The sequence below is a fragment of the Pseudarthrobacter sp. Pseusp20 genome (genome assembly GCF_059492155.1).
Window position 1 is genome coordinate 2,432,103 of sequence record NZ_CP168521.1, and the last position, 23,727, is coordinate 2,455,829.

Genomic DNA, 23,727 nt, shown 5'->3' on the forward strand with positions numbered 1-23,727 from the left:
CCTGCAGGTGCAGCGTGCGGCGGACGCTTTATTTGGATGTCGACGGCGTGGTCTGCCCGTTCGGCCCGGAGGGAACCACCGGCTGGGGGTCCGCCTGGCAGCGCGCCGACGCTGGGCTGTTGCCCGTCACCTTCGCCGCAGAACTCGTATCGGGGCTCAACTCCCTGGCCATGACGCCCGGGCTGCGTTGTGTCTGGCTTACCAGCTGGGAGGAGCTGGCGCCCCAATACCTGTGTCCCGCCGTCGGACTTGCGGGCAGCGGCTGGCCATACCTTGCCGCGGACGGGGCAGCAGGCGGGGCCGTCTGGTGGAAGCTCCGGGCCATCCAGGGCGACGTCGAGAAGACCGGACCCGACTCGGTGGCGTGGGTGGATGACCAGCTGGCGTTCGAGGCTGAAGCACAATCATGGGCACGCTTCCTGGGCAGGCGCATCCTCACGGTGTCGCCCCATCCGCGGCAGGGAATCACGCCCGCGGAGCTGGACGTGCTCCGCTCTTTCCTGGCCGGGCCCGTGTTTTGACCTCCTGCCCGGTACGCGTACGATCGATAAGGTTTCCCGCCGGTTGTGCCATCGCCGCAAGTCATTCCAAAGCAAACAACTGGTGAACTATGCTGTCCAAGGCAGCCGGGTAAGAGAAACTGCTGAACGTCGACTCTGCAGATTGGGCAACAGGTGGATATCACCTTCATGGTGGCGCTGGTCATCGCACTGGCACTATTTTTCGACTTCACGAACGGCTTCCACGACACCGCGAACGCCATGGCAACGCCCATCGCAACCGGTGCCATCAAGCCCAGGACAGCCGTGGCCCTGGCAGCCGTCCTGAACCTGGTGGGCGCCTTCCTTTCCACCGAGGTGGCCAAGACAGTGTCCGGCGGCATCATCCGCGAAGGGTCCGGCGGCGTCCAGATCACGCCGGAGATCATCTTCGCCGGATTGATGGGGGCCGTCCTGTGGAACATGGTCACATGGCTGAAGGGTTTGCCCTCCAGCTCATCCCACGCACTGTTCGGCGGACTGATCGGCGCGGCCATCGTCGGCGCAGGGTTCAACTCCGTCAACCTTGAGACGCTCCTTCAGAAGGTCATTCTTCCGGCGGTCTTCGCACCGCTGATCGCAGGCCTTGCCGCCTACGTCTGCACGCGCCTTGCCTACGCCCTCACGTCACGCCACGATCCCGAGACGGGCACCAAGCTCACCCAGAAGCGCGGCGGCTTCCGCACGGGGCAGGTCTTCACGTCCAGCCTGGTGGCCCTGGCACACGGAACCAATGACGCCCAGAAGACCATGGGCATCATCACGCTGGTCCTGATCGCCGCCGGAAGCCAGGCGCCCGGGTCCGGTCCCCAGCTTTGGGTGATCGCCGCCTGCGCCCTCGCCATCGCCATCGGTACTTATGCCGGCGGCTGGCGGATCATCCGCACCATGGGTTCCGGCCTGACCGAAGTCAAGCCCGCCCAGGGCTTCGCGGCCGAGACCAGCACTGCGTCCGCCATCCTCGCCTCGTCCCACCTTGGCTTCGCCCTTTCCACCACGCAGGTAGCCTCGGGTTCCGTCATCGGCTCCGGAATGGGACGCCGCGGGACCACCGTCCGCTGGAACATGGTGGGCAAGATCGCGCTGGGATGGCTCTTCACCCTGCCTGCCGCCGGCATCGTCGGTGCCCTGACCGCCCTGCTGGTGAAGACCGGCGTCGTGGGCGTGCTCATTGCCGCGATTGCCGGCAGCGCCGCGGTGCTCTTCATGTTCTTCTACTCACGCAAGTCCTCCGTGAGCCACCAGAACGCCGTCGAGGTGGAGGAAGCCGGCCAGGCTGTCCGGTTCGCCAAGAAGAAGGCCATGGCCCGCGCCCGGGCCGAAGCCAAGGCTAAAGCCAAGGCCGACGCCAAAGCCAACAACCCCAAGGAGAATCGGCGATGAAGTGGTTGGAACTCCTGACCGTTGCCGGCGCCACGCTGGTTGCTGCCGCAACAGTGGTGACCCTTTACTCGCTCGGCGTCCGGCTGACGGCCATCGCCGCTGACGCCGAACAGACGTCCCCGGCCATGAAGCGCTCGTTCGCTTATGCTTGCTTCGGCCTGTGCGGCCTGGCTGTCCTGGTGGGGCTGTACCTGATCATTCCGTACTTCTCCAAGTAGCCATTCCCGGAAGCTGCAGCCCGGAGAGCCGCAGCCCGGGCATGGCCCGGGCCATTGGCTGGACTGGGCCGCTTGGCTAGGCTGGGGCCATGCCGCGCATCCAATATTTTGTGGCCGCGTCCCTTGATGGCTTCATCGCCACGTCAACCGACGATCTGGACTGGCTCCTGCAGTTCGACGGTTTCGAAGGCGGGGCCGACAGTTACGGCGAGTTCATGTCCGGAGTGGGCTGCATCGTCATGGGCGGGGAAACCTACGCCTGGCTGATGGAGCACGAGCCCGGCAGGTGGCCGTACACGGACACACCCAGCTACGTCTTCACGCACCACGAATACCGTGCCCCGGAGGGCGCAGACATCACGTTCGTCCGCGGGGATGTCCTGGAGTTCATGGCCGACTTCGAGCGCGCGGCCGGGGACAGGAACATCTGGGTAGTGGGCGGCGGCAACCTGGCGGCCCAGTTCGCGGATGCCGGACTGCTGGACGACATCATCCTTTCCGTCATCCCGGTGGTCCTGGGCAGCGGGAAGCGGCTGCTCCCGGTAAAAGGACCGACGCCGCCGCTTGAGCTGGCTGCGTCCCGCACCATGGGCAGGGGGATCGTGGAGCTGCGCTATCTGCTGCCCGGGCGAACGGGCCCGCGGTCCTGACGCACGTACCTCAGCCGGCGTCGTCCCGGAGCATGTTGGTGATCCGTGCCGTTGAAAGGCGCCGTCCCTGGGCATCGGTCATGACGATTTCATGGGTGGCAAGCGTGCGCCCCAAATGGATCGCCGTACAGGTGCCCGTCACCATGCCCTTCGCAATGGACCGGTGATGCGTGGCACTGACCTCGATGCCGACGGCATGCCGGCCGGGACCGGCGTGCATCCCTGCGGAGAACGAACCCAGGGTCTCGGCCAGCACCACGTGCGCGCCGCCATGGAGTATGCCTGCCACCTGGGTGTTGCCCTCCACCGGCATGGTGGCAACGGTCCGTTCCGGACTCATCTCCAGGAAATGGATTCCCATTTTGACCACCAGGGCGCCAACGCCAAACCGGCCCAGCCAGCCGTGCATGTGGTCGGGAATGCCGGCGGCCGCCAGCTCCTCCGCGAAAGCGCCCGGCGTGAAATTGTCTGTCATGGCAACTAGGCTGGCACCTGTGAGTGAAACAACCAAACCGGCCCCTTTCCCGTCTTCGGCCATCGCTGAGGAGGCTGCCGCGCAGCTTTCGTCCTCCACGCCCAGGCCTGCTGCAAAAGCCGCCACCCCCGCTGCCGGTGGGTCTGTTTCAGCCACGGAAGCGCCCGTGATTCCCATCACCGACCAGCCCCGGCTGCTGGTCCTTGACGGCCACTCCATGGCGTTCCGCGCCTTCTTCGCCCTGCCCGCGGACAAGTTCTCCACGTCCAACGGCCAGCACACCAACGCCATCCACGGCTTCACCTCCATGCTGATCAACCTCATCAAGGAGCAGCAGCCCACCCACATCGCGGTGGCGTTCGATGTCTCGGACGAATCCACCCACCGGAAGACCGAGTACAGCGACTACAAGGGCGGCCGGAACGAAACCCCCCGCGAGATGAGCGGCCAGATCGACCTCATCGCGCAGGTCATGGAAGCGTGGGGCATCAAGACCATCAAAATGCCCGGCTACGAGGCCGACGACATCCTGGCCACGCTCGCCACCATGGGTGAAAAGGCCGGATTCGAAGTCCTGCTGGTCTCCGGTGACCGGGATGCCTTCCAGCTCATCACGGACAACGTCTTCGTGCTCTACCCGCGGAAGGGCGTCAGCGACATCCCGCGGATGGACGCTGCGGCCATTGAAGCGAAATACTTCGTCAGCCCGTCCCGCTACTCGGACCTTGCCGCCCTGGTGGGGGAGACGGCCGACAACCTGCCGGGCGTGCCCGGCGTCGGGCCCAAGACCGCGGCGAAATGGATCAACCTGTACGGCGGCCTGGAAGGCGTCCTGGAGCACCTTGACTCCATCGGGGGCAAGGTGGGCGACGCCCTGCGGGAGAACGTCGACGCCGTGAAGCGCAACCGCCGGCTGAACCAGCTCCACACCGATCTTGAGCTCCCCGTCACCCTGGACGACCTCTACCAGCCGCGCCCCGACCAGGCCGCGATTGAGGACCTCTTCGACCAGCTGGAGTTCAAGGCCATCCGCGGCCGGCTGTTTGCCCTCTACGGCGACGCTGACACTCCCGCCGCCGAACGCGACAGCATCGAAACACCGCACTACACCACGCCTGCCGGTGCCGCCGAACTGGCCGCCTTCCTGGCCGCAGGCGCCGGCCAGCGGACCGCCCTCGCTGTGGACCTCGTGCCCGGCCGCATTGGCGAGGACGCCGCCGCGCTGGCCATCGTGCGCGGCGACGCCGCCGTCTACGTCGACCTCGCCGGCCAGGACGCCGAAACCGAAAATGTACTGGCCGGATGGCTGCGCGACCCCGAAGCACCCAAGGTGATGCACGGCTTCAAGGCCGCGCTCAAGGCACTCACTGCCCGCGGCCTGGAGCTGGAGGGCGTGGTGGACGACACCTCCATCTCGGGCTACCTCATCCAGCCGGACCGCCGCACCTATGAACTCGCCGAACTCGCCCAGCACCACCTCAACGTGGGAATCCCCGCCGCCACGGCCAAGGCCGGGCAGCTGGAACTGTCGTTCGACGGCGACGACACCGCAGCCGCCGACGCCCTGGTCCAGGCCGGCGCCGTCGTGCTGGCCCTGAGCCGCTACTTCGAGGACGAGCTCAAGGAGCGCAAGGCGGAGGAACTGCTGTCCACCCTGGAACTGCCGGTCAGCCGGGTCCTCGCCGACATGGAACTCGCCGGCATCGCCATCGACATGGACAAGATGGATGAACAGCTTGCCGACCTCGCGCGGGTGATCGACCAGGCGCAGGAACAGGCCTTCGCTGCCATCGGCCACGAGGTCAACCTGGGCTCGCCCAAGCAGCTGCAGACCGTCCTGTTCGACGAACTGCAGCTCCCCAAGACCAAGAAGATCAAGTCCGGTTACACCACGGACGCCGCTTCCCTGAAGAACCTCCTGGAAAAGACAGGGCACGAGTTCCTGGTGCAGCTCATGGCGCACCGCGAGGCGGCCAAGCTGCGCCAGATGCTCGAATCGTTGAAGAAGTCCGTGGCGGAGGACGGCCGGATCCACACCACCTACGCCCAGAACGTGGCCGCCACCGGCCGGATCTCGTCCAACAACCCCAACCTGCAGAACATCCCCATCCGCAGCGAGGAAGGCCGGCGCGTCCGTGGCATCTTCGTGGTCAGCGATGGCTACGAATGCCTGTTGTCCGCCGACTACTCCCAGATCGAGATGCGCATCATGGCGCATCTTTCGGGGGATGCGGGCCTGATCCAGGCGTACAGGGACGGCGAGGACCTGCACCGCTTCGTCGGCTCCAACATCTTCCACGTCCCCACGGACCAGGTCACCAGCGCCATGCGCTCCAAGGTGAAGGCCATGTCCTACGGGCTTGCCTATGGTTTGACGTCCTTCGGCCTGTCCAAGCAGCTGGAGATTTCCGTTGATGAGGCACGGACCCTGATGAAGGATTACTTCGACCGCTTCGGCGCCGTCCGCGACTACCTCCGGGGAGTGGTGGACCAGGCCCGGGTTGACGGCTACACCGCCACCATTGAGGGGCGCCGGCGGTACCTGCCGGACCTGACCAGCACCGATCGCCAGCTGCGCGAGAACGCCGAGCGCATCGCGCTCAACAGCCCCATCCAGGGTTCGGCGGCGGACATCATCAAGCGCGCCATGCTGGGTGTCCATGCCGAACTGCAGGCGCAGGGCCTGAAATCGCGGATGCTGCTCCAGGTCCATGACGAACTGGTCCTGGAAGTCGCTGCCGGGGAGCGAACCGCCGTGGAGAAACTGGTGACCGAGCAGATGGCGGCAGCCGCGGACCTGAGCGTGCCCCTGGAAGTCCAGATCGGCGTCGGACCCAGCTGGTACGACGCCGGGCACTAACGTGTGTTGATGCTGGCCAGGCGCCGGAGGTCTTGGCTAGGCTCAGGTGCGTGGCTGATCTGAGTGGAAACTACGAAATCCGGCGCTTTGGTGCTGTATCCAGGGGCAAAGACGGTTACGCCCAGGCGGAAACCTGGAGCCGCGCCGTATCCTTCGGCTTCCACGAATCCACCCGCACCCCGGAACACGTCGCGAAGACGCTCGAAACGTATGAGGCAGACCGGCGCGTCCTCACCGGCGCCTACCAAACGGGCCCGGTGGCGCCCTCGTCGCTGCCCGCGGACGTGCCGGTGGCCACCTTCGGCACCATGCGCAATACCCTCAACGTAGGCTTCGGGCGCCTGGTGGAAGCCCACCTGGTCACCGCCGTTACCGTCCGCACCTCGCACCGGCGGCGGGGGCTGTTGCGGCGGATGATGAGCGAGGACCTGCAGCTCGCGAAGGACGACGGGGTGGCGGTGGCGGCGCTGACCGCATCAGAGGGAACCATCTATGGCCGGTTCGGCTACGGCGTGGCCAGCTTTGAACGCACTGCCAAGGTGGACACCACTGCGCGGTTCAGCCTGCGGCACCAGGCCACCGGCACCGTGGAGGTCGCCGACCCCAAGGCCCTGCTGCAGCTGGCTCCTGAAGTCTTCGACCAGGTGCACCGGCTGACTCCGGGGTCCGTAGGCCGGCAGGACTGGTATCGGCTGCTTGCGTCGGGCGAGCTCGGCCGCGACGGCAAGGAGGACCCCGCCATCAAGGTGGCGCTCCACTACGGCCCGGGCGGCGACATTGACGGCTACGTTTCCTACAAGTTCCTCGGCTGGGACACCGAGCCCTACACCGTGGAAGTAGTGGACCTGCTGGCCGGCAGCAACGATGCCTACCTGGAACTCTGGCAGTTCCTTGGTGCCATCGATTTGGTGGACCGCGTGTCCTGGATGGAAGCCCCGTTGGACGACCCCCTGGCCTGGGCCCTGGACGATCCCCGCTGCATCGACTCCTCGGACAGCCGGGACATGCTCTGGCTGCGCATCCTCGATGTCCCCAAGGCACTCTCCGGGCGGCAGTACCCAACAGCAGGCCGCCTGGCGCTGAAAGTCCTGGACCCGCTCGGCCTCACGGCTGGAACCTACGCCCTTTCGTCCGACGGCGGCCAGGCCGCCGTCGAGCGCCTGCCGGAATCCGCGGAGGCGGACCTGACCCTCGATGTGTCCGCCCTGTCGTCCATCTACGTCGGCGGGGTCAGTCCGGTTACGCTGGCGGCAGCCGGCAAAATCCGGGAGCACACGGCAGGTTCGGCGTTGACGGCCATGCAGATGTTCGCCGTCGAACGGGCGACGCACTGCCTCACCCACTTCTGAGGTCGGTTGACTGCATGGGGTCCGGTCCTGGGTGAACGCGCCACCGGCGTACTGCGCCTGCCCGCTTTGACCCGAATTGCGGGCAGCGACTAGAATAAACGGGCGTGTACCACGTGTACGCACTTGCGTCCCCTCGCGGGGCGCATTGAAAGCAATCCACAAAATCAGGATGACCCGGAGGATCCGTCGGATTCACCGCGAATCGCGCCTGCGTTCCATAACGCGGGCGCGCCGGTTTGCCTGACCGACTAACTATCCACAACGGAGCCCCTACTACATGACCATCACCTCCACCGAGAAGCCCGGTACCCCCGTAGTCGCCATTAACGACATCGGTACCGCTGAGGACTTCCTCGCAGCAGTCGACGCGACCATCAAGTACTTCAACGACGGAGACCTCGTCGAAGGTACCGTCGTCAAGGTCGACCGCGACGAAGTTCTGCTCGACATCGGTTACAAGACCGAAGGTGTCATCCCCTCCCGCGAGCTTTCCATCAAGCACGACGTTGACCCCGGAGACGTCGTCTCCGTTGGCGATCAGGTCGAAGCCCTGGTGCTCACCAAGGAAGACAAAGAAGGCCGCCTGATCCTCTCCAAGAAGCGCGCTCAGTACGAGCGTGCCTGGGGCGACATCGAGAAGGTCAAGGAAGAAGACGGTGTCGTCACCGGTACCGTCATCGAGGTTGTCAAGGGTGGTCTTATCCTCGACATCGGCCTGCGCGGCTTCCTGCCCGCATCCCTCGTCGAGATGCGCCGCGTGCGCGACCTGGCTCCGTACATCGGCCAGCAGATCGAAGCCAAGATCATCGAGCTGGACAAGAACCGCAACAACGTGGTCCTGTCCCGCCGTGCATGGCTGGAGCAGACCCAGTCCGAGGTCCGCTCCACCTTCCTCAACAAGCTGGAAAAGGGCCAGGTCCGTCCCGGCGTTGTTTCCTCCATCGTCAACTTCGGTGCCTTCGTGGACCTGGGCGGCGTAGACGGCCTGGTCCACGTTTCCGAGCTGTCCTGGAAGCACATCGACCACCCGTCCGAGGTTGTCGAGGTAGGCCAGGAAGTCACCGTCGAGGTCCTCGAGGTCGACCTGGACCGCGAGCGCGTCTCCCTGTCGCTCAAGGCTACGCAGGAAGACCCGTGGCAGACCTTCGCCCGCACCCACGCCCTGGGCCAGGTTGTCCCGGGTAAGGTCACCAAGCTGGTTCCGTTCGGTGCGTTCGTCCGCGTCGAAGACGGCATCGAAGGCCTGGTCCACATCTCCGAGCTGGCCGTGCGCCACGTGGAGCTGGCCGAGCAGGTTGTCTCCGTTGGCGACGAACTGTTCGTCAAGGTCATCGACATCGACCTGGAACGCCGCCGCATCTCGCTGTCCCTCAAGCAGGCCAACGAGGGCGTCGACGCCGACAGCACCGAATTCGATCCGGCTCTGTACGGCATGGCCGCAGAGTACGACGAAGAGGGCAACTACAAGTACCCCGAGGGCTTCGACCCCGAGTCCAACGAATGGCTCGAAGGCTACGAGACCCAGCGCGCCGCTTGGGAGCAGCAGTACGCTGACGCCCAGGCCCGTTGGGAAGCCCACAAGAAGCAGGTTGCCCAGCACGCTGCTGACGACGCTGCTGCCGCAACGTCCGGTGACGGCGATTCCGGCGCCACCAGCTACTCCTCCGAGCCTGCTGCCACCGACACCGGTGCCGGCACCCTGGCTTCGGACGAGGCACTTGCTGCCCTGCGCGAGAAGCTGACCGGCAACTAATTGCCGCCGGCCCGGATTCCGGGCTGACGCAAGGGGCCCCCGCGAAAGCGGGGGCCCGTTGTGCTTTAACGCGACAGCTGGCTGGCAGCTGCCAGACAACGCATGGGGCGTTGCGGTCAGCCGGGCCTACAGGTCGACGACGGCGAGGACCGTCCCTTCGCCGTCAGAGGTCAGTGCCGCCCCGGCTGCCGCGAGCAGCCGCTGGGCGCGGTGGTTCCCAGCCAGGGTACGCGCGGTGACGCGCCTCAGGCCGGCCCGGCGGGCCTCCGCCAGGACCAGGTCCAGGGCGGCGGTGCCGATCCCGCGCGAACGGAAGCTCCGGCCAAGCCAGATCCCGGTTTCCGCGGAAGGCACGTCGGCACCAGCGTTCCGTTTGAGGCGCACGGAGCCGGCAATCCGGCTGCCGCTGAAGACGGCCCAGGACTTTTCCGCTGCGTGGCCTCCCAACCCGGCGGCCGCAGCGTGATGGTAGCTGTAGAACCAGGCGGTGCGCTCCAGGTTCCAGCCGGGGCCGCCCAGTGGGGGAGCCACTTCATCCGGGGAGGCGTCGCGCTTGGCCAGCTGGAGCAGCTGGTCCGCTACGGCTTCATCGACGTCCACCAGGGTCACTTCAGGTGATGGCTTCATCCACCCATTCCGTTCCACCGGGCGTGAGCGTGGCAGACCCTGCCGTCAGCTGCAGGACGCGGTCAGTTGCGGCAGCTATGGCGGCTGCGTGGTCCGGCACGGCAATCCGCAGCACCGTGTGCCGGTCCTGGTAGCTGGTCTCCGCCATGACGGCGCCGGTGGCACGCAGGTCGTTCTCCAGCCGCCCTGCGGCGGCGTGCGGTACCGCCGTGGAACAGATCCGCAGCCTGCTGCGGCGGACCAGGGGCGCCAGGTCCAGGGCTGCCGAAACCGACTCGGAGTAGGCCCGGACCAGCCCACCGGCGCCGAGCAGGACGCCGCCGAAATAACGCACGACGACGGCACTGGTGTCACTGAGGTCGGTCACCCCGGGTGCGGTCTCCCTCTTCAGCAGGGCTTCGAGCATGGGGATGCCTGCAGTCCCGGCAGGTTCGCCGTCGTCGCTGGAGCGCTGGATGGTGCGGTCCGGCCCAAGGACAAACACCGAGCAATGGTGGCGCGCGTCGTGGAATTCCCGGCGGAGGTCCGCCACCAGGTCACGGGCCGAAGCCTCCGTGCCGGCCCTCCGCAGGACCGTGATGAATCGGGAGCGCTTGATCTCGAGTTCGTGCCGGAAGTCCCGGCCGGCCGCCAGCGTGGTGTAGGTGCCTGACCGGCTGTCTTGCTCTTGCATCCGCCCCAGTCTAGGCCCACCCGCCGGCGGCCTCACCTCCCTGCTTCCAGGCGGCGGACCTGCGGCCGGGGACTAGTAGGCTGGCGGGGTGCTGAAAATCGGGCTGACGGGCGGGATCGCTTCAGGGAAATCGGTGGTGGCCGCGCGGCTGAAGGAACGTGGCGCCGTGCTGGTGGACGCAGATGCGCTGGCACGGGAGGTGGTTGAGCCCGGCACCGAGGGCCTCGAGCGGATTGTGGGGGAGTTCGGCGCGGACATGCTCGACGGCGCCGGGCGGCTGGACCGCGCACGGCTCGGCGGGGCGGTGTTCGGCAACCAGGAGCGCCTGGCTGCGCTGAACGCCATCGTCCACCCCCTGGTACGCGCCCGCGCCGCCGCCATCACGGCAGCGGCGCCGGAAGACGCCATTGTGGTCCAGGACATCCCCCTTCTGGTGGAGACGGGGCAGGGGGCCGCCTTCCACCTGGTGCTGGTGGTGGACGCCCCGGACGAGGTGCGGATGCAACGCATGCAGGAGCAGCGCGGCATGACCGCCGAAGCGGCGCGTGCGCGGATGGCCGCCCAGGCCACCCGGGAGGCACGGCTGGCCGCTGCCGACGTCGTCCTGGACAACTCCGGCACCATCCTGCACCTGCTTGAGCAGGTAGACAGGCTCTGGGACCGGCGGCTGGTGCCGTTTGCGCGCAACCTGGCGGCCGGGACCCGCGCACCGCGGAAGGGGGGACCGGTGCTGGAGCCGCACCGGAAGGAATGGGCACGGCAGGCGGCCCGGATCGCGGCCCGGCTGGAAGCGGCTGCGCCCGGCCTCATCCTGACCGTGGAGCACATCGGCTCCACCTCCGTTCCCGGCCTGGCCGCCAAGGACGTCATCGACCTGCAAGTGGCGGTGCCGGACCTGGAAACCGCGGACAGGATCGCGCCGCTCCTGGCGGCTGCCGGCTTCCCGGCAGTACGGGGAGCCGAATCGGACACCCCGAAGCCCAACGCCCCTGATCATGCCGAATGGCAGAAGCGGTTCCACGCCAACGCGGACCCGTGCCGGGCCGTGAACGTCCATGTCCGGGCCGCCGGCTCGGCCGGGTGGCGTTACGCGCTGATGTTCCGCGACTGGCTGCGGACTGACCCCTCCGCGGTCCGGCTTTACGAAGCGCACAAGGCGGACCTGGCAGGACGCTTCGCGGACTCCGCCACCACCAGGGCCTACGCGGACGCCAAGGAGCCCTGGTTCACCGACGTTGCCTGGCCGCGCATGTCCGCCTGGGCCGAGGCAACAGGGTGGGTGCCGCCGTCGTACGCGTCCTGAGGCAGGTCCTTGGACGGGCGGCTGTTCGCCTGTAACGGACGGTACCGCCCAGTGTCGGTGCCCGGTTGTAGATTAGATCCATGAGCCTTGCGCAGGAGATCAACCGTGTTGTAGCGCCCTTTGAGGTCATCAGCGAATTCAAGCCCGCGGGCGACCAGCCGGCGGCCATCGCGGAGCTGACGGAGCGGATCAACAACGGCGAGAAGGACGTGGTGCTGCTCGGTGCCACGGGTACCGGTAAGAGCGCCACCACTGCCTGGCTCATCGAACAGGTGCAGCGCCCCACCCTGGTAATGGTGCAGAACAAGACCCTCGCCGCCCAGCTGGCCAACGAGTTCCGCGAACTCCTGCCCAATAACGCGGTGGAATACTTCGTTTCCTATTACGACTACTACCAGCCCGAAGCCTACGTCCCGCAGACGGACACGTTCATCGAAAAGGACTCCTCCATCAATGAGGAAGTCGAACGGCTGCGCCACTCCGCCACCAATGCCCTCCTGACCCGCCGTGACGTCATCGTGGTGGCCACCGTGTCCTGCATCTACGGCCTGGGAACGCCGGAGGAATACATCGCAGGGATGGTCACGCTGCGCAAGGGCCAGGAGATGAACCGGGATGCACTGCTGCGCAAGTTCGTGTCCATGCAGTATGCCCGGAACGACATGGACTTCCACCGCGGCACGTTCCGGGTACGGGGCGACACCGTCGAGATCATCCCCATGTACGAGGAACTGGCGCTGCGGATCGAGTTCTTCGGGGATGAAGTGGAAAACATCTACACCCTCCATCCGGTGACGGGCGATGTCATCCGGGAGGAGACGGAGATGTACGTCTTCCCCGCGTCGCACTACGTGGCCGGGCCGGAGCGGATGAGCCGCGCCATCAAGACCATCGAGGCCGAGCTCGCGGAGCGGCTGGCGGTCCTGGAGGGCCAGAACAAGCTGGTGGAGGCGCAGCGCCTCCGCATGCGGACCACCTACGACCTCGAAATGATGCAGCAGATGGGCTTCTGCAACGGCATCGAGAATTACTCGCGGCACATCGACGGCCGCCCCGGCGGATCTGCGCCGCACTGCCTGCTGGACTACTTCCCGGACGACTTCCTGCTGGTGGTGGATGAATCCCACGTGACCATCCCGCAGATCGGTGCCATGTACGAAGGCGACATGTCCCGGAAGCGGACCCTGGTGGACCACGGCTTCCGGCTGCCCTCCGCCATGGACAACCGGCCCCTCAAGTGGGATGAGTTCCTGGAACGGATCGGCCAGACCGTCTACCTTTCCGCCACTCCCGGCAAGTACGAACTTGGCAAGGCCGACGGCTTCGTCCAGCAGATCATCCGCCCCACCGGGCTGATCGACCCCGAAGTGATCGTCAAACCAACCAAGGGCCAGATCGATGACCTGCTGGGCGAGATCCGCACCCGGGTGGAGAAGGATGAGCGGGTCCTGGTCACTACGCTTACCAAGCGCATGGCCGAAGACCTGACGGACTACCTCCTGGGGCACGGCATCAGGGTGGAGTACCTCCACTCCGACGTTGACACGCTGCGGCGCGTTGAACTCCTGCGGGAGCTGCGCCTCGGCAGCTTCGACGTCCTGGTGGGCATTAACCTGCTCCGTGAAGGACTGGACCTGCCGGAGGTCTCCCTGGTAAGTATCCTGGACGCAGACAAGGAAGGCTTCCTGCGCTCCTCAACGTCGCTCATCCAGACCATAGGCCGTGCCGCCCGCAACGTGTCGGGCCAGGTGCACATGTACGCGGACCGGATCACTGACTCCATGGCCAACGCCATCGACGAAACCAACCGGCGGCGCGCCATCCAGGTGGCCTACAACAAGGAACACGGCGTTGACCCGCAACCGCTGCGCAAGAAGATCGCGGACATCACGGACCAGCTGGCCCGCGAGGACGCCGACACCCAGGAACTGTTGAACAACAACCGGCTGGCCAAGGGTGCCAAGCGCAGCAAGTCGGGCGCCAAGGGCGCAGCGCAGGTGCGTGCGGACGGGCTGGCCGCTGCACCGGCCGAGGACCTGGTGGGCCTGATCGAGCAGCTGACGGAACAGATGCACGGCGCTGCGGCTGAACTGCAGTTCGAGGTGGCGGCCCGCATCCGCGACGAAGTCAGCGACCTGAAGAAGGAGCTGCGGCAGATGCAGGCGGCCGGCCACGCCTAGGCGCTGCTTTTCCAGGCAGCCGCAGCCATGACCGGAAACGGCGGGCACCCACCCCGGGTGCCCGCCGTCGCGCTTTCTCTGCTGTGGTGCTGTTGCCTTACTTCCTGGCGGAGTCGATCATTCCCTTTGCTTCCTGCATCAGGCCCTTCGCTGCATCTGAAGGGGATTTCCGGTCGAACAGGACATCAGTGCTGTACCGCTGGATAAGCGCCTGCACGCCGGAGGAACCGGTGGGAGGTACCGGCGGACCGCTCTTCAGGTCCGGCTTGATGTCCTTCAGGAACGCGGCAGCGGCCTTGTCCGCAGGGGTCAGCAGCGGGTCGATCGCCGTCTGGACCTCGGAGTTGGTGGGGAAGCCGCGTTCAGTCAGGATGGTCTTGGCCGCATCCAGGTTGTTGAGCATGTAGTTGACCACTTCTGCGGCTTCCTTGGGGTGCTTGCTGCGCGAGGAAACTGACCAGAACATGGACGGCTTGTAGGACATGCCGTTGTCCTTGGCGCTGCCGGTGGAGCTGGGTGCCCGCAGGATCTTCACCTCGGTCTTCAGTGCGGACTGGAGCGCATTCACCTGGTTGGTCCACCACCACGACATGGCCGTCTTGCCGGTGGCGAACAGGGTTTGTTCCACGGGGGCGCTGATGTCCTCGGTGGCAATGTTGGCCGGTGGGGCGGCGCCCTTGTTACGCAGGTTCAACACGTTCTGGAAGAAGGACGCTGCCGTGCCCTCGTCAAAGCCGAGGCCGCCATCCGCCGAGTACAGCGACTCGCCGTGCTGCATGGCCCAGGTGTTCAGGTCGGAGTCGGTCAGGGAGTAGGAGCTGCCGTAGTTGGTCTGGCCGGCCTTGCCCGCAGCCGCCGCGATCTGGGCGGCGGTCCGGGCGTAGTCGTCCCAGGTCCAGGTTTTGTCATCCGGGATGGGAACCCCGTAGTCCTGGAACATCTTGGTGTTGATCATCACGGCCTTGGCGTTCTGCCCGGTGCTCAGGCCGTACTGCTTGCCGCTCACCTGGCCGGACTTCAGGGCGTCCTGGTCAATCTTGGACGTGTCGACGTTGCCCTGCTTGGACAGGTCCAGCAGCGCGCCCCGGCCGCCGTACTCGGCGATGTATGCCTGGTCCATCTGGATCACGTCCGGTGAATCGTTGGCGGCCGTGGTGGTGGCCAGCTTGTCCCAGTAACTGCTCCACACCCCGGGCTCAGCCTTGACGGTGATGTTGGGATGCGAAGCCTGGAATGCATCGATCACCTGCTGCGTCTGCTTGTTCCGCAGGTCGTTGCCCCACCAGGTGAAGCGGATGGTGACGTTTCCGCCGTCGCCCGACGATGAAGAGGGGGAGGACGAACAGCCGCTGGCCAGCATGGCCAGCGCGGCGGCGGTGGCAAGGGCCTTGGCCACCACGCCAGTGCGATGAGGAGTCTTCATTGACCAACCTTGATTTTCTGGGAATGACGCCGGGACGCCGGGTCGAAGCGAGAAACCGCTTTCCCGCCTGGACGTGATTATTGCAAGCGTGCCGGCGGCCGTCAACGGTTTGGGGGAAAACGTTATCCAGCGACGTGCGCCCGCGTCCCGGGGCGCGCCGGTCAGCCCCCTGGGGTACAGTTAATGGCACGTAGGGGAGTATCCCAAGCGCTACGATCGTCAACACGCAGGGCACAGTTGCCCTGCCGGGCGTAGCGGGCCGCCGCATCAGCACCAAGTGCACAGGCAGGCCGGAGAGACTTACACCATTTTTGTGTACCCTGCGAAAGGCTTCCCTGTGCTTGATTTGCCTGTTTGGTTCGAGGTCGGCTCATTTGTCGTCCTTGGCCTGATTCTCCTGATCGATCTCCTCCTGGTGGTCCGGCGGCCGCACGAGCCGTCCATGAAGGAAGCCGGTCTGTGGGTAGCCTTCTATGTCAGCCTCGCCCTGGCCTTTGCCGGTGCCATGTTCGCTTTCACGGGTGCCGAGTTCGGCAGCCAGTTCGTGGCCGGCTGGGTCACCGAATACAGCCTCAGCATCGACAACCTGTTCGTGTTCATCATCATCATGGCCAGGTTCTCCGTGCCCCGGAAGTACCAGCAGGAAGTGCTGATGGTGGGCATCATCATCGCGCTGGTCCTGCGAGGCATCTTCATCATGCTGGGCGCCATCGTCATCGAACAGTTCAGCTGGGTGTTCTACATCTTTGGCGCATTCCTGCTGTGGACGGCCTGGAAGCAGGCCCAGGACGAGGGCGAAGAGGAAGAAGACCGGGAAAACCCGCTGATTGCCAGGATCCGCAAGGTCATCCCCATGTCCGAGAAGTTCGACGGGGGCAAGCTGCGGACCACGGTGAACGGCAAGAAGGTGTTCACCCCCATGGTGATCGTCTTCATCACCATCGGCCTCACGGACCTGCTGTTCGCGGTTGACTCCATTCCCGCCATCTTCGGCCTGACCCAGAGCCCTTTCATTGTCTTCACGGCCAACCTTTTCGCCCTCATGGGACTGCGGCAGCTGTACTTCCTGCTCGGTGGCCTGATGAACCGGCTCATCTACCTGAAGCACGCACTGTCCTTCATCCTCGCGTTCATCGGCGTCAAGCTGGTCCTGCACGCCATGCACGTGAACGAGCTGCCCTTCATCAACGGTGGACACCACATCGAATGGGCGCCGGAGATTCCCACGTTCGTCTCCCTTGCCGTCATTGTGGGCACCATCATCATCGCCGTGGTCGCCAGCCTGGTCAGCTCCAAGGCGCAGGCTGCCAAGATGGATCCCCGGCTTGAGGAAGACGTTCGCAGGAGCCACAGCGACGTCGACTAGGCGCCCCCGCCCGCTCAAATCCGCCGGATCCCGGCCGCACGCGCGGCCGGGATCCGGCATTTAACCCTTCCTGAGGCAGCGGGCAAAAACCCCTGTGGCGTGCGCCGCGCCGGGACTATGCTCTGAACATGGCCCGCACACTTGTGATGGAGCAGGACGTGCGCCACGTGCAGCGGCGCACTGTTGTGCTCTTGAGCGTGGCCCAGGTATTCAGTGGACTTGGGACGGGATCAACCGTCTCCATAGGCTCAATCCTGGCCGTGGAACTCTCCGGTTCCAGCGCCTGGGCGGGTGCCGTTGCCACGGTGATGACCCTCGGGGCCGCGGCCGCGGCACTGCCGCTGGCATCGCTGGCGGAACGGCGCGGACGCCGGGCCGGGCAGGTGGCCGGTCTCTCGGCCGCTTTGGCAGGCGCCGTGCTGATGGTGCTGGCCGTTGTCTCCGGACTCTTCGTCCTGCTGCTGCTTGGATCGGCAGGCATAGGGGTGGGCACGGCCGCGAGCCTGCAGGCAAGGTTTGCCGCCGTCGATCTCGCTCCTGCCGAACACCGCGGGCGGGCGCTGTCCACCGTGGTCTGGGCCGTGACTGTCGGCGCCGTTGCCGGACCCAACCTGATCCAGCCGGGCACAGCCGTGGGGGCAGCATTGGGCCTGCCTCCGGTTGCTGGTCCTTTTGTGATTTCCGGGGCCGGGCTCCTCATTGCCACTGTAATCCTGTTCGCAGGCCTTCGCCCCGACCCCTTGCTGCTGGCACGCCAACGTGCGGCCGCCGGCCCTGGTGGAGCCGTTCCGCCGTCAGCGGCAGCGCGAACCGGGGTCGCTGCCGCCGCCCCCTCGCAAGCCCCTCCCATGGACGCCCCACCCACTGTCTCCGCGGCCGCCGCAGCTGCCTCCCCGGGTTCGCTCAGCCGGGGGCTTCGTGCCATCCGTGGATCGCGGACAGCACTGCTGGCGGTGACGGGCGTCGTGGCAGCCCACGCGGTGATGGTCGGCGTGATGTCGATGACGCCGCTGCACCTCCAGCACCTCGTGGAGGGACCCGGTCCGCACGCCGGGCACGTTGCCGAGGGGGACGTGCTGGTCATCATAGGCTTCACCATCTCACTTCACATCGCCGGGATGTTTGCGCTCTCCCCGGTCATGGGCTGGCTGACCGACAGGGCGGGCAGGATGGAGACCATCATGATCGGCTTCACGCTGCTGATCGCGGCGGTGGCCGTTGCCGGGTTCGGCCAGTCCTCAACCGCCGCGGTGGCCACCGGGCTGGTCCTGCTGGGCATGGGCTGGTCTGCGGCCACGATTTCCGGCTCCACGCTCCTGGCGGAAAGCGTGGGGCAGGAAGCCCGGGTGGCGGTCCAGGGTGTCTCCGACATGCTGATGGGGGCCGCGGGGGCTCTGGGCGGCGCGGTGTCGGGACTTGTCCTGGGTGTTGCCGGCTACCTGGGCCTGAACCTTCTGGGCGGGACCATCGGGGCGGCCGTCCTGGCCGCAGCGGTGGCCACGCGCCTGTCACACCGCCGGTCAGCGGCCGCCTGACCGCACCATGCCCAGCAAGCGGGCAAAAATCCGCTCACCGTCGTCGGCGATTCCGTCGTGATGGAAGTCCGCCGTCTCCCAGACCTGCAGCCCGCGCACCGCAGCGGCGGTCCGCAGCGAAAGCTCCCGGTCCACGTAGATGTCGTCCGAGTAGACTGCCGCAGCCACGGGAACAGTATTGCGGGCCAGTACCCGCGCGTCGTACAGCGGCTTCCAGTCCTGTTTGCCGGCCAGCAGTTCCGCCACTTCCCGCAGTGGCCGGAGGGCAGGGTCCTGCTCGAAGTACCACGGATACACCATCTCCCCGGTGAGCAGCAGCGGGTCGGCATCCGGCCGGAACCAGGGGTTTTCGCCGAGCATCCGCCACGCTGACCAATCGGTGGCCTGGCCCTGGCCATAGATGGATTCGTGCATCAGCGCGTACAGCGGGTTGGACCGGCGGGAGATGACGCCTTGGAGCTGCTCCAGGAACGCGTCGGACAGGCGCGGTCCGGCCGCCGTGTCCACAAAGGCGTCCTCGAGCAGGTAGTGGAGGCTGTCCACGCGCGTGTTGCCGCCCAGGAACGCCCCCGCCATCTGGAACCGCTCCACGGTGAGGGGGCCGCCGTCGGGCAGGAACTCCGGCGTGGAGCGCAGGTGGCGGGCAATCCGCTTCACAACGTTCCTGTCCTCGGGATACCAGCGGAAGTACTCGTCATTGCGGGCCGCAACCCGCTGGTACGTGGCCCGGTACACGTCGTCCGCGGAACCGGTGAGCGGGGCAAGGCCGCCGGTTACCAGCACCTCGCGCAGGCCCGCAGGTGCGAAGGACAGGTAGGTAAGCGCGCAGAAGCCCCCGTAGCTCTGGCCGTAAATCGTCCAGGGCGGTGATTCCAGGGCGTGGCGGATCAACTCCGCGTCCGCCACGATCGAGTCCGCCCTGAAGTGCTCCAGGTAGGCCGCCTGCTCCGCCGCGCTTCCGCGGCCGGGCAGGGTGTTCCGGTCAATGGGCGAGGAGAGGCCCGTGCCGCGCTGGTCAAGCATCAGGATGCGGAAGTCCTGCGCCGCGGCTTTGCTCCAGCCACCCAGGGAACCCCACCTGTTGCCGCGGCCGCCCGGGCCGCCCTGCAGGAAGAGGAGCCAGGGCAGCCGCGCGGCGGCTTCTTCGCTGTGCGCGGCAGACACGTACTCCCGGGCGAAAACCGTGATGGTTTCGCCGCGAGGCTGGCCGCCGGCCAGGGCATGGTCCTCCGAAGCAAAATGGTCCAGCGGGACTGTGAAGTAGTGCTCCACCGTGCGCATGCCACGGAATTCATGCCGGGCCCTGACGTCATGCCCGACGGCGGTCGCCTGGACCCGGCGCGCGTCAGCCACGGGCAGAAGCGGGAAGGGAGTCGCGGGACGTGGCCCGGCCGAACCGGTCCAGTGATTCGCCGGTCAGCCTGAAGGTGGACCAGCCGTCCATGGGGCGCGCACCCAGGCGGCGGTAAAAGTTGATGGAGGGCTCGTTCCAGTCCAACACGCTCCATTCCACCCGTGCGTAGCCATTCTCGACCGCGATCGCCGCAAGGTGCTGCAGCAGCGCCTTGCCGTGGCCTTCGCCCCGGGCTTCCGGGCTGACGTAAAGGTCCTCCAGGTAGATCCCGTGAACGCCCTCCCAGGTGGAGTAGTTCAGGAACCACAGCGCGAAGCCCTGCACCTCGCCCGCCGCGTTTTCGGCCATGGCCGCGAATACGCGGGGGTTGTCGCCGAAGAGCACCTGTTCCAGGCGCTCGGGCGTGTTCCGGACGGCGTCGGGTTCCTTCTCGTAATGGGCCAGTTCATGGATCATTCGGAGGATGGCGGGCACGTCGTGGCGGGTTGCGGGGCGGATTGCACTCATTCTCCGAGCTTACCGCCGGCGCCGGGACGGCTGCCCCGGCCAGGTCGGTGTCAGAGCCGGTTAACCTCCGTCACCTTGACCACCGCTGTCCCGGTGGCATCCGAGCCCGCAAGATCCACCTCGGCGGAGATCCCCCAGTCGTGGTTGCCCGCCGGGTCATCGAAGATCTGGCGCACCTTCCACGTTCCGGGTTCCTCGGTGATCATGAGCAGGCCCGGACCGCGGGCGTCGGGCCCGGTCCCGATGTCATCGTGTTCGTCGAAGTAGTCGTCCAGCGCGTCTTCCCAGCGTTCGGCACCCCACCCGGAACCGCCGTCGAGCTCGCCCAACGCCGTGGCGTCCTCGTCAGCGAACAGTTCCACCCGCCGGAACATCTCGTTGCGCACCATCACCCGGAAGGCGCGGATGTTGGAGGTGAGCGACGGCGGCGGGGGAGGCGGCGCGTCATGCGGCGTCGGCGCCGCCCCGGAGGCCAGCTCCTCCCATTCGTCCAGGAGGCTGGAGTCCACCTGCCGCACCAGCTCACCCAGCCAGGCGATCAGGTCTTCCAGGTCCTCGCGAAGCATGTCCTGCGGAACAGTCTGGCGCAACGCCTTGAAGGCATCGGCAAGGTACCGCAGCACGATTCCTTCGGACCGGGCCAGGCCGTAGAACTGGACGAATTCGCCAAAGTTCATCGCCCGCTGGTACATGTCGCGCACTACCGACTTGGGTGCAAGCTCAAAGTCGCCCACCCACGGCGCGGCCTTCCGGTAGACCTCGAACGCCTCGCCCAGGATCTCCGCGAGCGGTTGGGGGTAGGTGACCTCGTCCAGCATGGCCATCCGCTGGTCGTAGTCGATGCCCTCAGCCTTCATGGCGGCCACCGCTTCGCCGCGCGCCTTCTTCTGCTGCGCCGACAGTATCTGCCGCGGTTTCTCCAGGGTCGCCTCGATCACGGACACCACGTCCAGGGCGTACGACGGCGACTCCGGGTCAAGGAGCTCCAGTGCGGCAAGCGCAAAGGGGGAGAGCGGCTGGTTCAGCGCGAAGTTCGGCTGCAGATGGACGGTCAGCCGGACGGAACGGCCATCGGGGCCTTGCTCCTCCGGCGGGATGCGTTCGATCACTTCGGCGGCCAGCAGTTCCCGGTAAATGCCCAGGGCCTTCTTCATCAGCCGCAGCTGGGAAGCGCGCGGCTCGTGGTTTTCGGTGAGCAGCCGCCGGGCCGCCGCGAACGGGTCGCCGGGCCGCTCCATCAGGTTCATCAACATGGCGTGCGTTACCGTGAAGCTGGACGTCAGCGGGTCCGGTACCGATTCCACCAACCGCTTGAACGTGGGCTCACCCCAGGAGACGAAGCCCTCGGGCGGCTTTTTCTTCACCACCTGGCGCAGCTTCTTCTGGTCATCGCCGAACTTGGCGGTGGCCTTGGCCATCGCCTTGACGTTCTCAGTCACGTGCTCGGGTGCCTGCACCACCACTGTCCCGGCGGTGTCGTAGCCCGCACGGCCTGCCCTGCCCGCAATCTGGTGGAACTCACGCGGGTTGAGCAGCCGGGTGCGGACGCCGTCGTACTTGCTCAAAGCCGTGAGCAGCACCGTCCGGATGGGGACGTTGATGCCCACGCCCAGGGTGTCCGTGCCGCAAATGACCTTCAGCAGCCCCGCCTGCGCCAGCTGCTCCACCAGCCGCCGGTACTTGGGCAGCATTCCGGCGTGGTGCACACCGATCCCATGGCGGACCAGGCGGTTCAGCGTCTTCCCAAAGCCCGCGGCAAACCGGAAGTTGGCGATCAGCTCCGCGATTTTGTCCTTTTCCTCCCGGGTGCACACGTTGATGCTCATCAGGTTCTGGGCACGGTCGATCGCTTCGAGCTGGCTGAAGTGCACCACATAGACGGGCACCTGCCGGGTGGACAACAACTCCTCCAGCGTCTCGTGGACGGGTGTCTGGTGGTAGTAGTAGTGCAGCGGAATGGGCCGTTCGGCGGAACTGACGGTGGTGGTCGCACGTCCGGTCAGCGCCGTTAGCCCCTCCTCGAACCGGGTGACATCGCCCAGGGTGGCGGACATCAGCAGGAACTGGGCCTGCGGAAGCTCCAGGAGGGGGACCTGCCAGGCCCAGCCGCGCTGCGGGTCGGAGTAGAAGTGGAACTCGTCCATGATCACCGCACCGAGTTCGGCTGCGGCGCCTTCCCGGAGCGCGATGTTGGCCAGGATCTCGGCGGTGCAGCAGATGATGGGAGCATCCTGGTTCACCCCGGAGTCGCCGGTGATCATGCCCACGTTCTCTGCTCCGAAGATGTCGCAGAGCGCGAAGAATTTCTCGGACACCAGGGCTTTGATCGGTGCCGTGTAATAGCTTCGGCGGCCCTGGGCCATGGCCTGGAAGTGCGCCGCAATGGCCACCAGGGACTTCCCTGAGCCGGTGGGCGTGGCCAGGATGACGTTCGCCCCGGTTGCCAGCTCCATGATGGCCTCGTCCTGTGCCGGGTACAGCGACAGGCCCCGGCTTTCCGTCCACTCCACGAACCGGGTGTAAAGGGCGTCGGGGTCGACGGCGGCGGATGGGGCGGGGGCGGGCAGATCGATCAGCTGGTCAACGAGTTTCATTGACTTCAACCTTAGTGCCACGTTGCGGCCGGACCCGGAGTCCCTGGCGGGTTAGGCTACGCCTTGCCCGTGTGCGCGTCAGAAGCTGGAGAGATTCATGAAGTGGGACCCCGCCAAGTATGTCCAGTTCGGCGACTACCGGAACCGGCCGTTCTTCGATCTCACGGCCCGGATCCATGCCGACCGGCCCAAGCGCGTGGTCGACCTGGGCTGCGGGCCAGGGAACCTGACGGCAACCCTGGCTGACCGCTGGCCGGGCGCCCGGGTCCTGGGCCTGGATTCCTCCGCGGACATGCTGGCAAAGGCGTCGGCACTGGCGGAGGAGAAGCCCTCCCTTCGCTTTGAGCAGGCCGGCATCGAGGGCTGGATGCCCAGTCCGGAGACGGACGTTGTGGTCAGCAACGCCGCCCTGCAGTGGGTTCCGGGCCACCAGGACATGATGCGCAAGTGGCTGGAAGTGCTCCGGCCGGGGGCCTGGTTCGCCCTGCAGGTACCCGGAAATTTCAACGCCCCCTCGCACTCCCTGATGCGGGACATCGCGGGGTCGGACCGCTGGGCTGCAAAGCTGGACGGTGTGCTGCGGGGCGGGGAGGCCGTGGGGGAGCCGGAGGAATACCTGCGGATCCTGCTCGACGCCGGCTGCGCGGCGGATGCGTGGGAAACCACCTACCTGCAGGTCCTGCCGGGGCCGGACCCCGTGCTGGAATGGGTCCGGGGCACGGCACTGCGGCCTGTGATGGCCGCCCTGGGCGAGGAGGACGCCAGGAGTTTCGAGACCGAGTACGCGGCCTCTTTGCGGGACGCCTACCCCCGCGGGGTCCACGGCACCGTTTTGCCTTTCCGCCGCATCTTCGCAGTGGGCCGCAAAGCCGGCTAACCGGTACCCGGCCCACGGGTTTTCCACGCCCGTCACAGGCTGTGACAGCAGTGAAAAGTGA

Annotated in this window: 19 protein-coding genes; 12 read left to right on the forward strand and 7 right to left on the reverse strand. The window is 66.4% G+C overall.

The genetic code is table 11. The annotated features are described in order from the left end of the window. Positions 1-14: 14 nt before the first annotated feature. From ACEN9K_RS11210 to ACEN9K_RS11225, 4 genes are all read left to right on the forward strand, one after another. A complete protein-coding gene (locus tag ACEN9K_RS11210) occupies positions 15-521 on the forward strand; it encodes an HAD domain-containing protein (RefSeq protein WP_056390203.1) in 507 nt (168 codons plus the stop codon). 153 nt (positions 522-674) lie between these two features. Further along, positions 675-1,922 (forward strand): inorganic phosphate transporter, encoded by a 1,248-nt coding sequence (locus tag ACEN9K_RS11215; protein WP_018770980.1) that lies wholly within the window; start codon positions 675-677, stop codon positions 1,920-1,922. Then, positions 1,919-2,140, forward strand: a complete 222-nt coding sequence (locus ACEN9K_RS11220; protein WP_018770979.1) for a hypothetical protein — start codon at positions 1,919-1,921, stop codon at positions 2,138-2,140. The genes ACEN9K_RS11215 and ACEN9K_RS11220 overlap by 4 nt, the downstream gene beginning before the upstream one ends. 89 nt (positions 2,141-2,229) lie before the next feature. Continuing rightward, a complete protein-coding gene (locus tag ACEN9K_RS11225) occupies positions 2,230-2,790 on the forward strand; it encodes a dihydrofolate reductase family protein (RefSeq protein ID WP_134165375.1) in 561 nt (186 codons plus the stop codon). A 10-nt stretch (positions 2,791-2,800) separates the two neighbouring features. On the opposite strand, the gene ACEN9K_RS11230 is transcribed toward ACEN9K_RS11225, so the two are convergent. After that, the gene (locus tag ACEN9K_RS11230) at positions 2,801-3,265 is read right to left on the reverse strand and encodes a hotdog fold thioesterase (RefSeq protein ID WP_026266023.1); all 465 of its coding nucleotides are present in this window, start codon (positions 3,263-3,265) and stop codon (positions 2,801-2,803) included. A gap of 217 nt (positions 3,266-3,482) precedes the next feature. Between ACEN9K_RS11230 and polA the strand changes: the two genes are divergently transcribed. The 3 genes from polA to rpsA all read left to right on the forward strand — a co-directional run bounded on the left by polA (position 3,483) and on the right by rpsA (position 9,227). Further along, positions 3,483-6,125, forward strand: coding sequence for a DNA polymerase I (gene polA, locus ACEN9K_RS11235; RefSeq protein WP_043425302.1), 2,643 nt, complete (start codon positions 3,483-3,485; stop codon positions 6,123-6,125). A 50-nt stretch (positions 6,126-6,175) separates the two neighbouring features. Beyond that, positions 6,176-7,474, forward strand: coding sequence for a GNAT family N-acetyltransferase (locus ACEN9K_RS11240; protein WP_018770975.1), 1,299 nt, complete (start codon positions 6,176-6,178; stop codon positions 7,472-7,474). A gap of 277 nt (positions 7,475-7,751) precedes the next feature. Further along, positions 7,752-9,227 carry a 30S ribosomal protein S1 gene (gene rpsA, locus ACEN9K_RS11245; protein ID WP_018770974.1) on the forward strand — a complete coding sequence of 492 codons (1,476 nt, stop codon included), beginning with the start codon at positions 7,752-7,754 and terminating at the stop codon, positions 9,225-9,227. Between the two features lie 126 nt (positions 9,228-9,353). On the opposite strand, the gene ACEN9K_RS11250 is transcribed toward rpsA, so the two are convergent. Together ACEN9K_RS11250 and ACEN9K_RS11255 are read right to left on the reverse strand one after the other, a co-directional pair. Then, positions 9,354-9,854 (reverse strand): GNAT family N-acetyltransferase, encoded by a 501-nt coding sequence (locus tag ACEN9K_RS11250; protein WP_495634426.1) that lies wholly within the window; start codon positions 9,852-9,854, stop codon positions 9,354-9,356. Then, positions 9,838-10,527: an IMPACT family protein gene (locus tag ACEN9K_RS11255; protein ID WP_495634427.1), complete on the reverse strand. Its 690-nt coding sequence runs from the start codon at positions 10,525-10,527 to the stop codon at positions 9,838-9,840. Before ACEN9K_RS11255 ends, ACEN9K_RS11250 begins: the two co-directional genes overlap by 17 nt. 88 nt (positions 10,528-10,615) lie before the next feature. Here ACEN9K_RS11255 and coaE point away from each other — a divergent pair, with 88 nt between their 5' ends. Together coaE and uvrB are read left to right on the forward strand one after the other, a co-directional pair. Next, positions 10,616-11,830, forward strand: coding sequence for a dephospho-CoA kinase (coaE, locus tag ACEN9K_RS11260; protein ID WP_495634428.1), 1,215 nt, complete (start codon positions 10,616-10,618; stop codon positions 11,828-11,830). Positions 11,831-11,910: 80 nt separating this feature from the next. Continuing rightward, positions 11,911-14,010, forward strand: coding sequence for an excinuclease ABC subunit UvrB (gene uvrB, locus ACEN9K_RS11265; protein WP_142073049.1), 2,100 nt, complete (start codon positions 11,911-11,913; stop codon positions 14,008-14,010). A gap of 97 nt (positions 14,011-14,107) precedes the next feature. On the opposite strand, the gene ACEN9K_RS11270 is transcribed toward uvrB, so the two are convergent. Beyond that, positions 14,108-15,433, reverse strand: coding sequence for an ABC transporter substrate-binding protein (locus ACEN9K_RS11270; protein ID WP_026266194.1), 1,326 nt, complete (start codon positions 15,431-15,433; stop codon positions 14,108-14,110). A 337-nt stretch (positions 15,434-15,770) separates the two neighbouring features. Between ACEN9K_RS11270 and ACEN9K_RS11275 the strand changes: the two genes are divergently transcribed. Together ACEN9K_RS11275 and ACEN9K_RS11280 are read left to right on the forward strand one after the other, a co-directional pair. Continuing rightward, positions 15,771-16,799, forward strand: coding sequence for a TerC family protein (locus ACEN9K_RS11275; RefSeq protein ID WP_018771995.1), 1,029 nt, complete (start codon positions 15,771-15,773; stop codon positions 16,797-16,799). A 128-nt stretch (positions 16,800-16,927) separates the two neighbouring features. After that, on the forward strand, positions 16,928-18,334 hold the full coding sequence (locus ACEN9K_RS11280) for an MFS transporter (protein ID WP_018771994.1): 1,407 nt from the start codon (positions 16,928-16,930) through the stop codon (positions 18,332-18,334). On the opposite strand, the gene ACEN9K_RS11285 is transcribed toward ACEN9K_RS11280, so the two are convergent. From ACEN9K_RS11285 to ACEN9K_RS11295, 3 genes are all read right to left on the reverse strand, one after another. After that, the gene (locus ACEN9K_RS11285) at positions 18,320-19,615 is read right to left on the reverse strand and encodes an alpha/beta fold hydrolase (protein ID WP_268003398.1); all 1,296 of its coding nucleotides are present in this window, start codon (positions 19,613-19,615) and stop codon (positions 18,320-18,322) included. The two genes, ACEN9K_RS11280 and ACEN9K_RS11285, sit on opposite strands and share 15 nt — an antisense overlap. A gap of 64 nt (positions 19,616-19,679) precedes the next feature. Then, positions 19,680-20,195 (reverse strand): GNAT family N-acetyltransferase, encoded by a 516-nt coding sequence (locus tag ACEN9K_RS11290; RefSeq protein ID WP_018771992.1) that lies wholly within the window; start codon positions 20,193-20,195, stop codon positions 19,680-19,682. A 50-nt stretch (positions 20,196-20,245) separates the two neighbouring features. Further along, positions 20,246-22,789, reverse strand: coding sequence for a DEAD/DEAH box helicase (locus tag ACEN9K_RS11295; RefSeq protein WP_495634429.1), 2,544 nt, complete (start codon positions 22,787-22,789; stop codon positions 20,246-20,248). Positions 22,790-22,886: 97 nt separating this feature from the next. Between ACEN9K_RS11295 and ACEN9K_RS11300 the strand changes: the two genes are divergently transcribed. Continuing rightward, positions 22,887-23,666 carry a trans-aconitate 2-methyltransferase gene (locus tag ACEN9K_RS11300; RefSeq protein WP_134165367.1) on the forward strand — a complete coding sequence of 260 codons (780 nt, stop codon included), beginning with the start codon at positions 22,887-22,889 and terminating at the stop codon, positions 23,664-23,666. Positions 23,667-23,727: the final 61 nt, after the last annotated feature.

What these genes read in the sequence shown, in the direction of transcription:
- ACEN9K_RS11270 (WP_026266194.1), bottom strand. Translation starts at nt 15,433, where the DNA reads ATGAAGACTCCTCATCGCACTGGCGTGGTGGCCAAGGCCCTTGCCACC.
- ACEN9K_RS11225 (WP_134165375.1), top strand. Translation starts at nt 2,230, where the DNA reads ATGCCGCGCATCCAATATTTTGTGGCCGCGTCCCTTGATGGCTTCATC.
- ACEN9K_RS11250 (WP_495634426.1), bottom strand. Translation starts at nt 9,854, where the DNA reads ATGAAGCCATCACCTGAAGTGACCCTGGTGGACGTCGATGAAGCCGTA.
- rpsA (WP_018770974.1), top strand. Translation starts at nt 7,752, where the DNA reads ATGACCATCACCTCCACCGAGAAGCCCGGTACCCCCGTAGTCGCCATT.
- ACEN9K_RS11285 (WP_268003398.1), bottom strand. Translation starts at nt 19,615, where the DNA reads ATGCGCACGGTGGAGCACTACTTCACAGTCCCGCTGGACCATTTTGCT.
- uvrB (WP_142073049.1), top strand. Translation starts at nt 11,911, where the DNA reads ATGAGCCTTGCGCAGGAGATCAACCGTGTTGTAGCGCCCTTTGAGGTC.
- ACEN9K_RS11230 (WP_026266023.1), bottom strand. Translation starts at nt 3,265, where the DNA reads ATGACAGACAATTTCACGCCGGGCGCTTTCGCGGAGGAGCTGGCGGCC.
- ACEN9K_RS11280 (WP_018771994.1), top strand. Translation starts at nt 16,928, where the DNA reads ATGGCCCGCACACTTGTGATGGAGCAGGACGTGCGCCACGTGCAGCGG.
- ACEN9K_RS11290 (WP_018771992.1), bottom strand. Translation starts at nt 20,195, where the DNA reads ATGAGTGCAATCCGCCCCGCAACCCGCCACGACGTGCCCGCCATCCTC.
- polA (WP_043425302.1), top strand. Translation starts at nt 3,483, where the DNA reads ATGGCGTTCCGCGCCTTCTTCGCCCTGCCCGCGGACAAGTTCTCCACG.
- ACEN9K_RS11300 (WP_134165367.1), top strand. Translation starts at nt 22,887, where the DNA reads ATGAAGTGGGACCCCGCCAAGTATGTCCAGTTCGGCGACTACCGGAAC.
- ACEN9K_RS11255 (WP_495634427.1), bottom strand. Translation starts at nt 10,527, where the DNA reads ATGCAAGAGCAAGACAGCCGGTCAGGCACCTACACCACGCTGGCGGCC.
- ACEN9K_RS11220 (WP_018770979.1), top strand. Translation starts at nt 1,919, where the DNA reads ATGAAGTGGTTGGAACTCCTGACCGTTGCCGGCGCCACGCTGGTTGCT.
- ACEN9K_RS11295 (WP_495634429.1), bottom strand. Translation starts at nt 22,789, where the DNA reads ATGAAACTCGTTGACCAGCTGATCGATCTGCCCGCCCCCGCCCCATCC.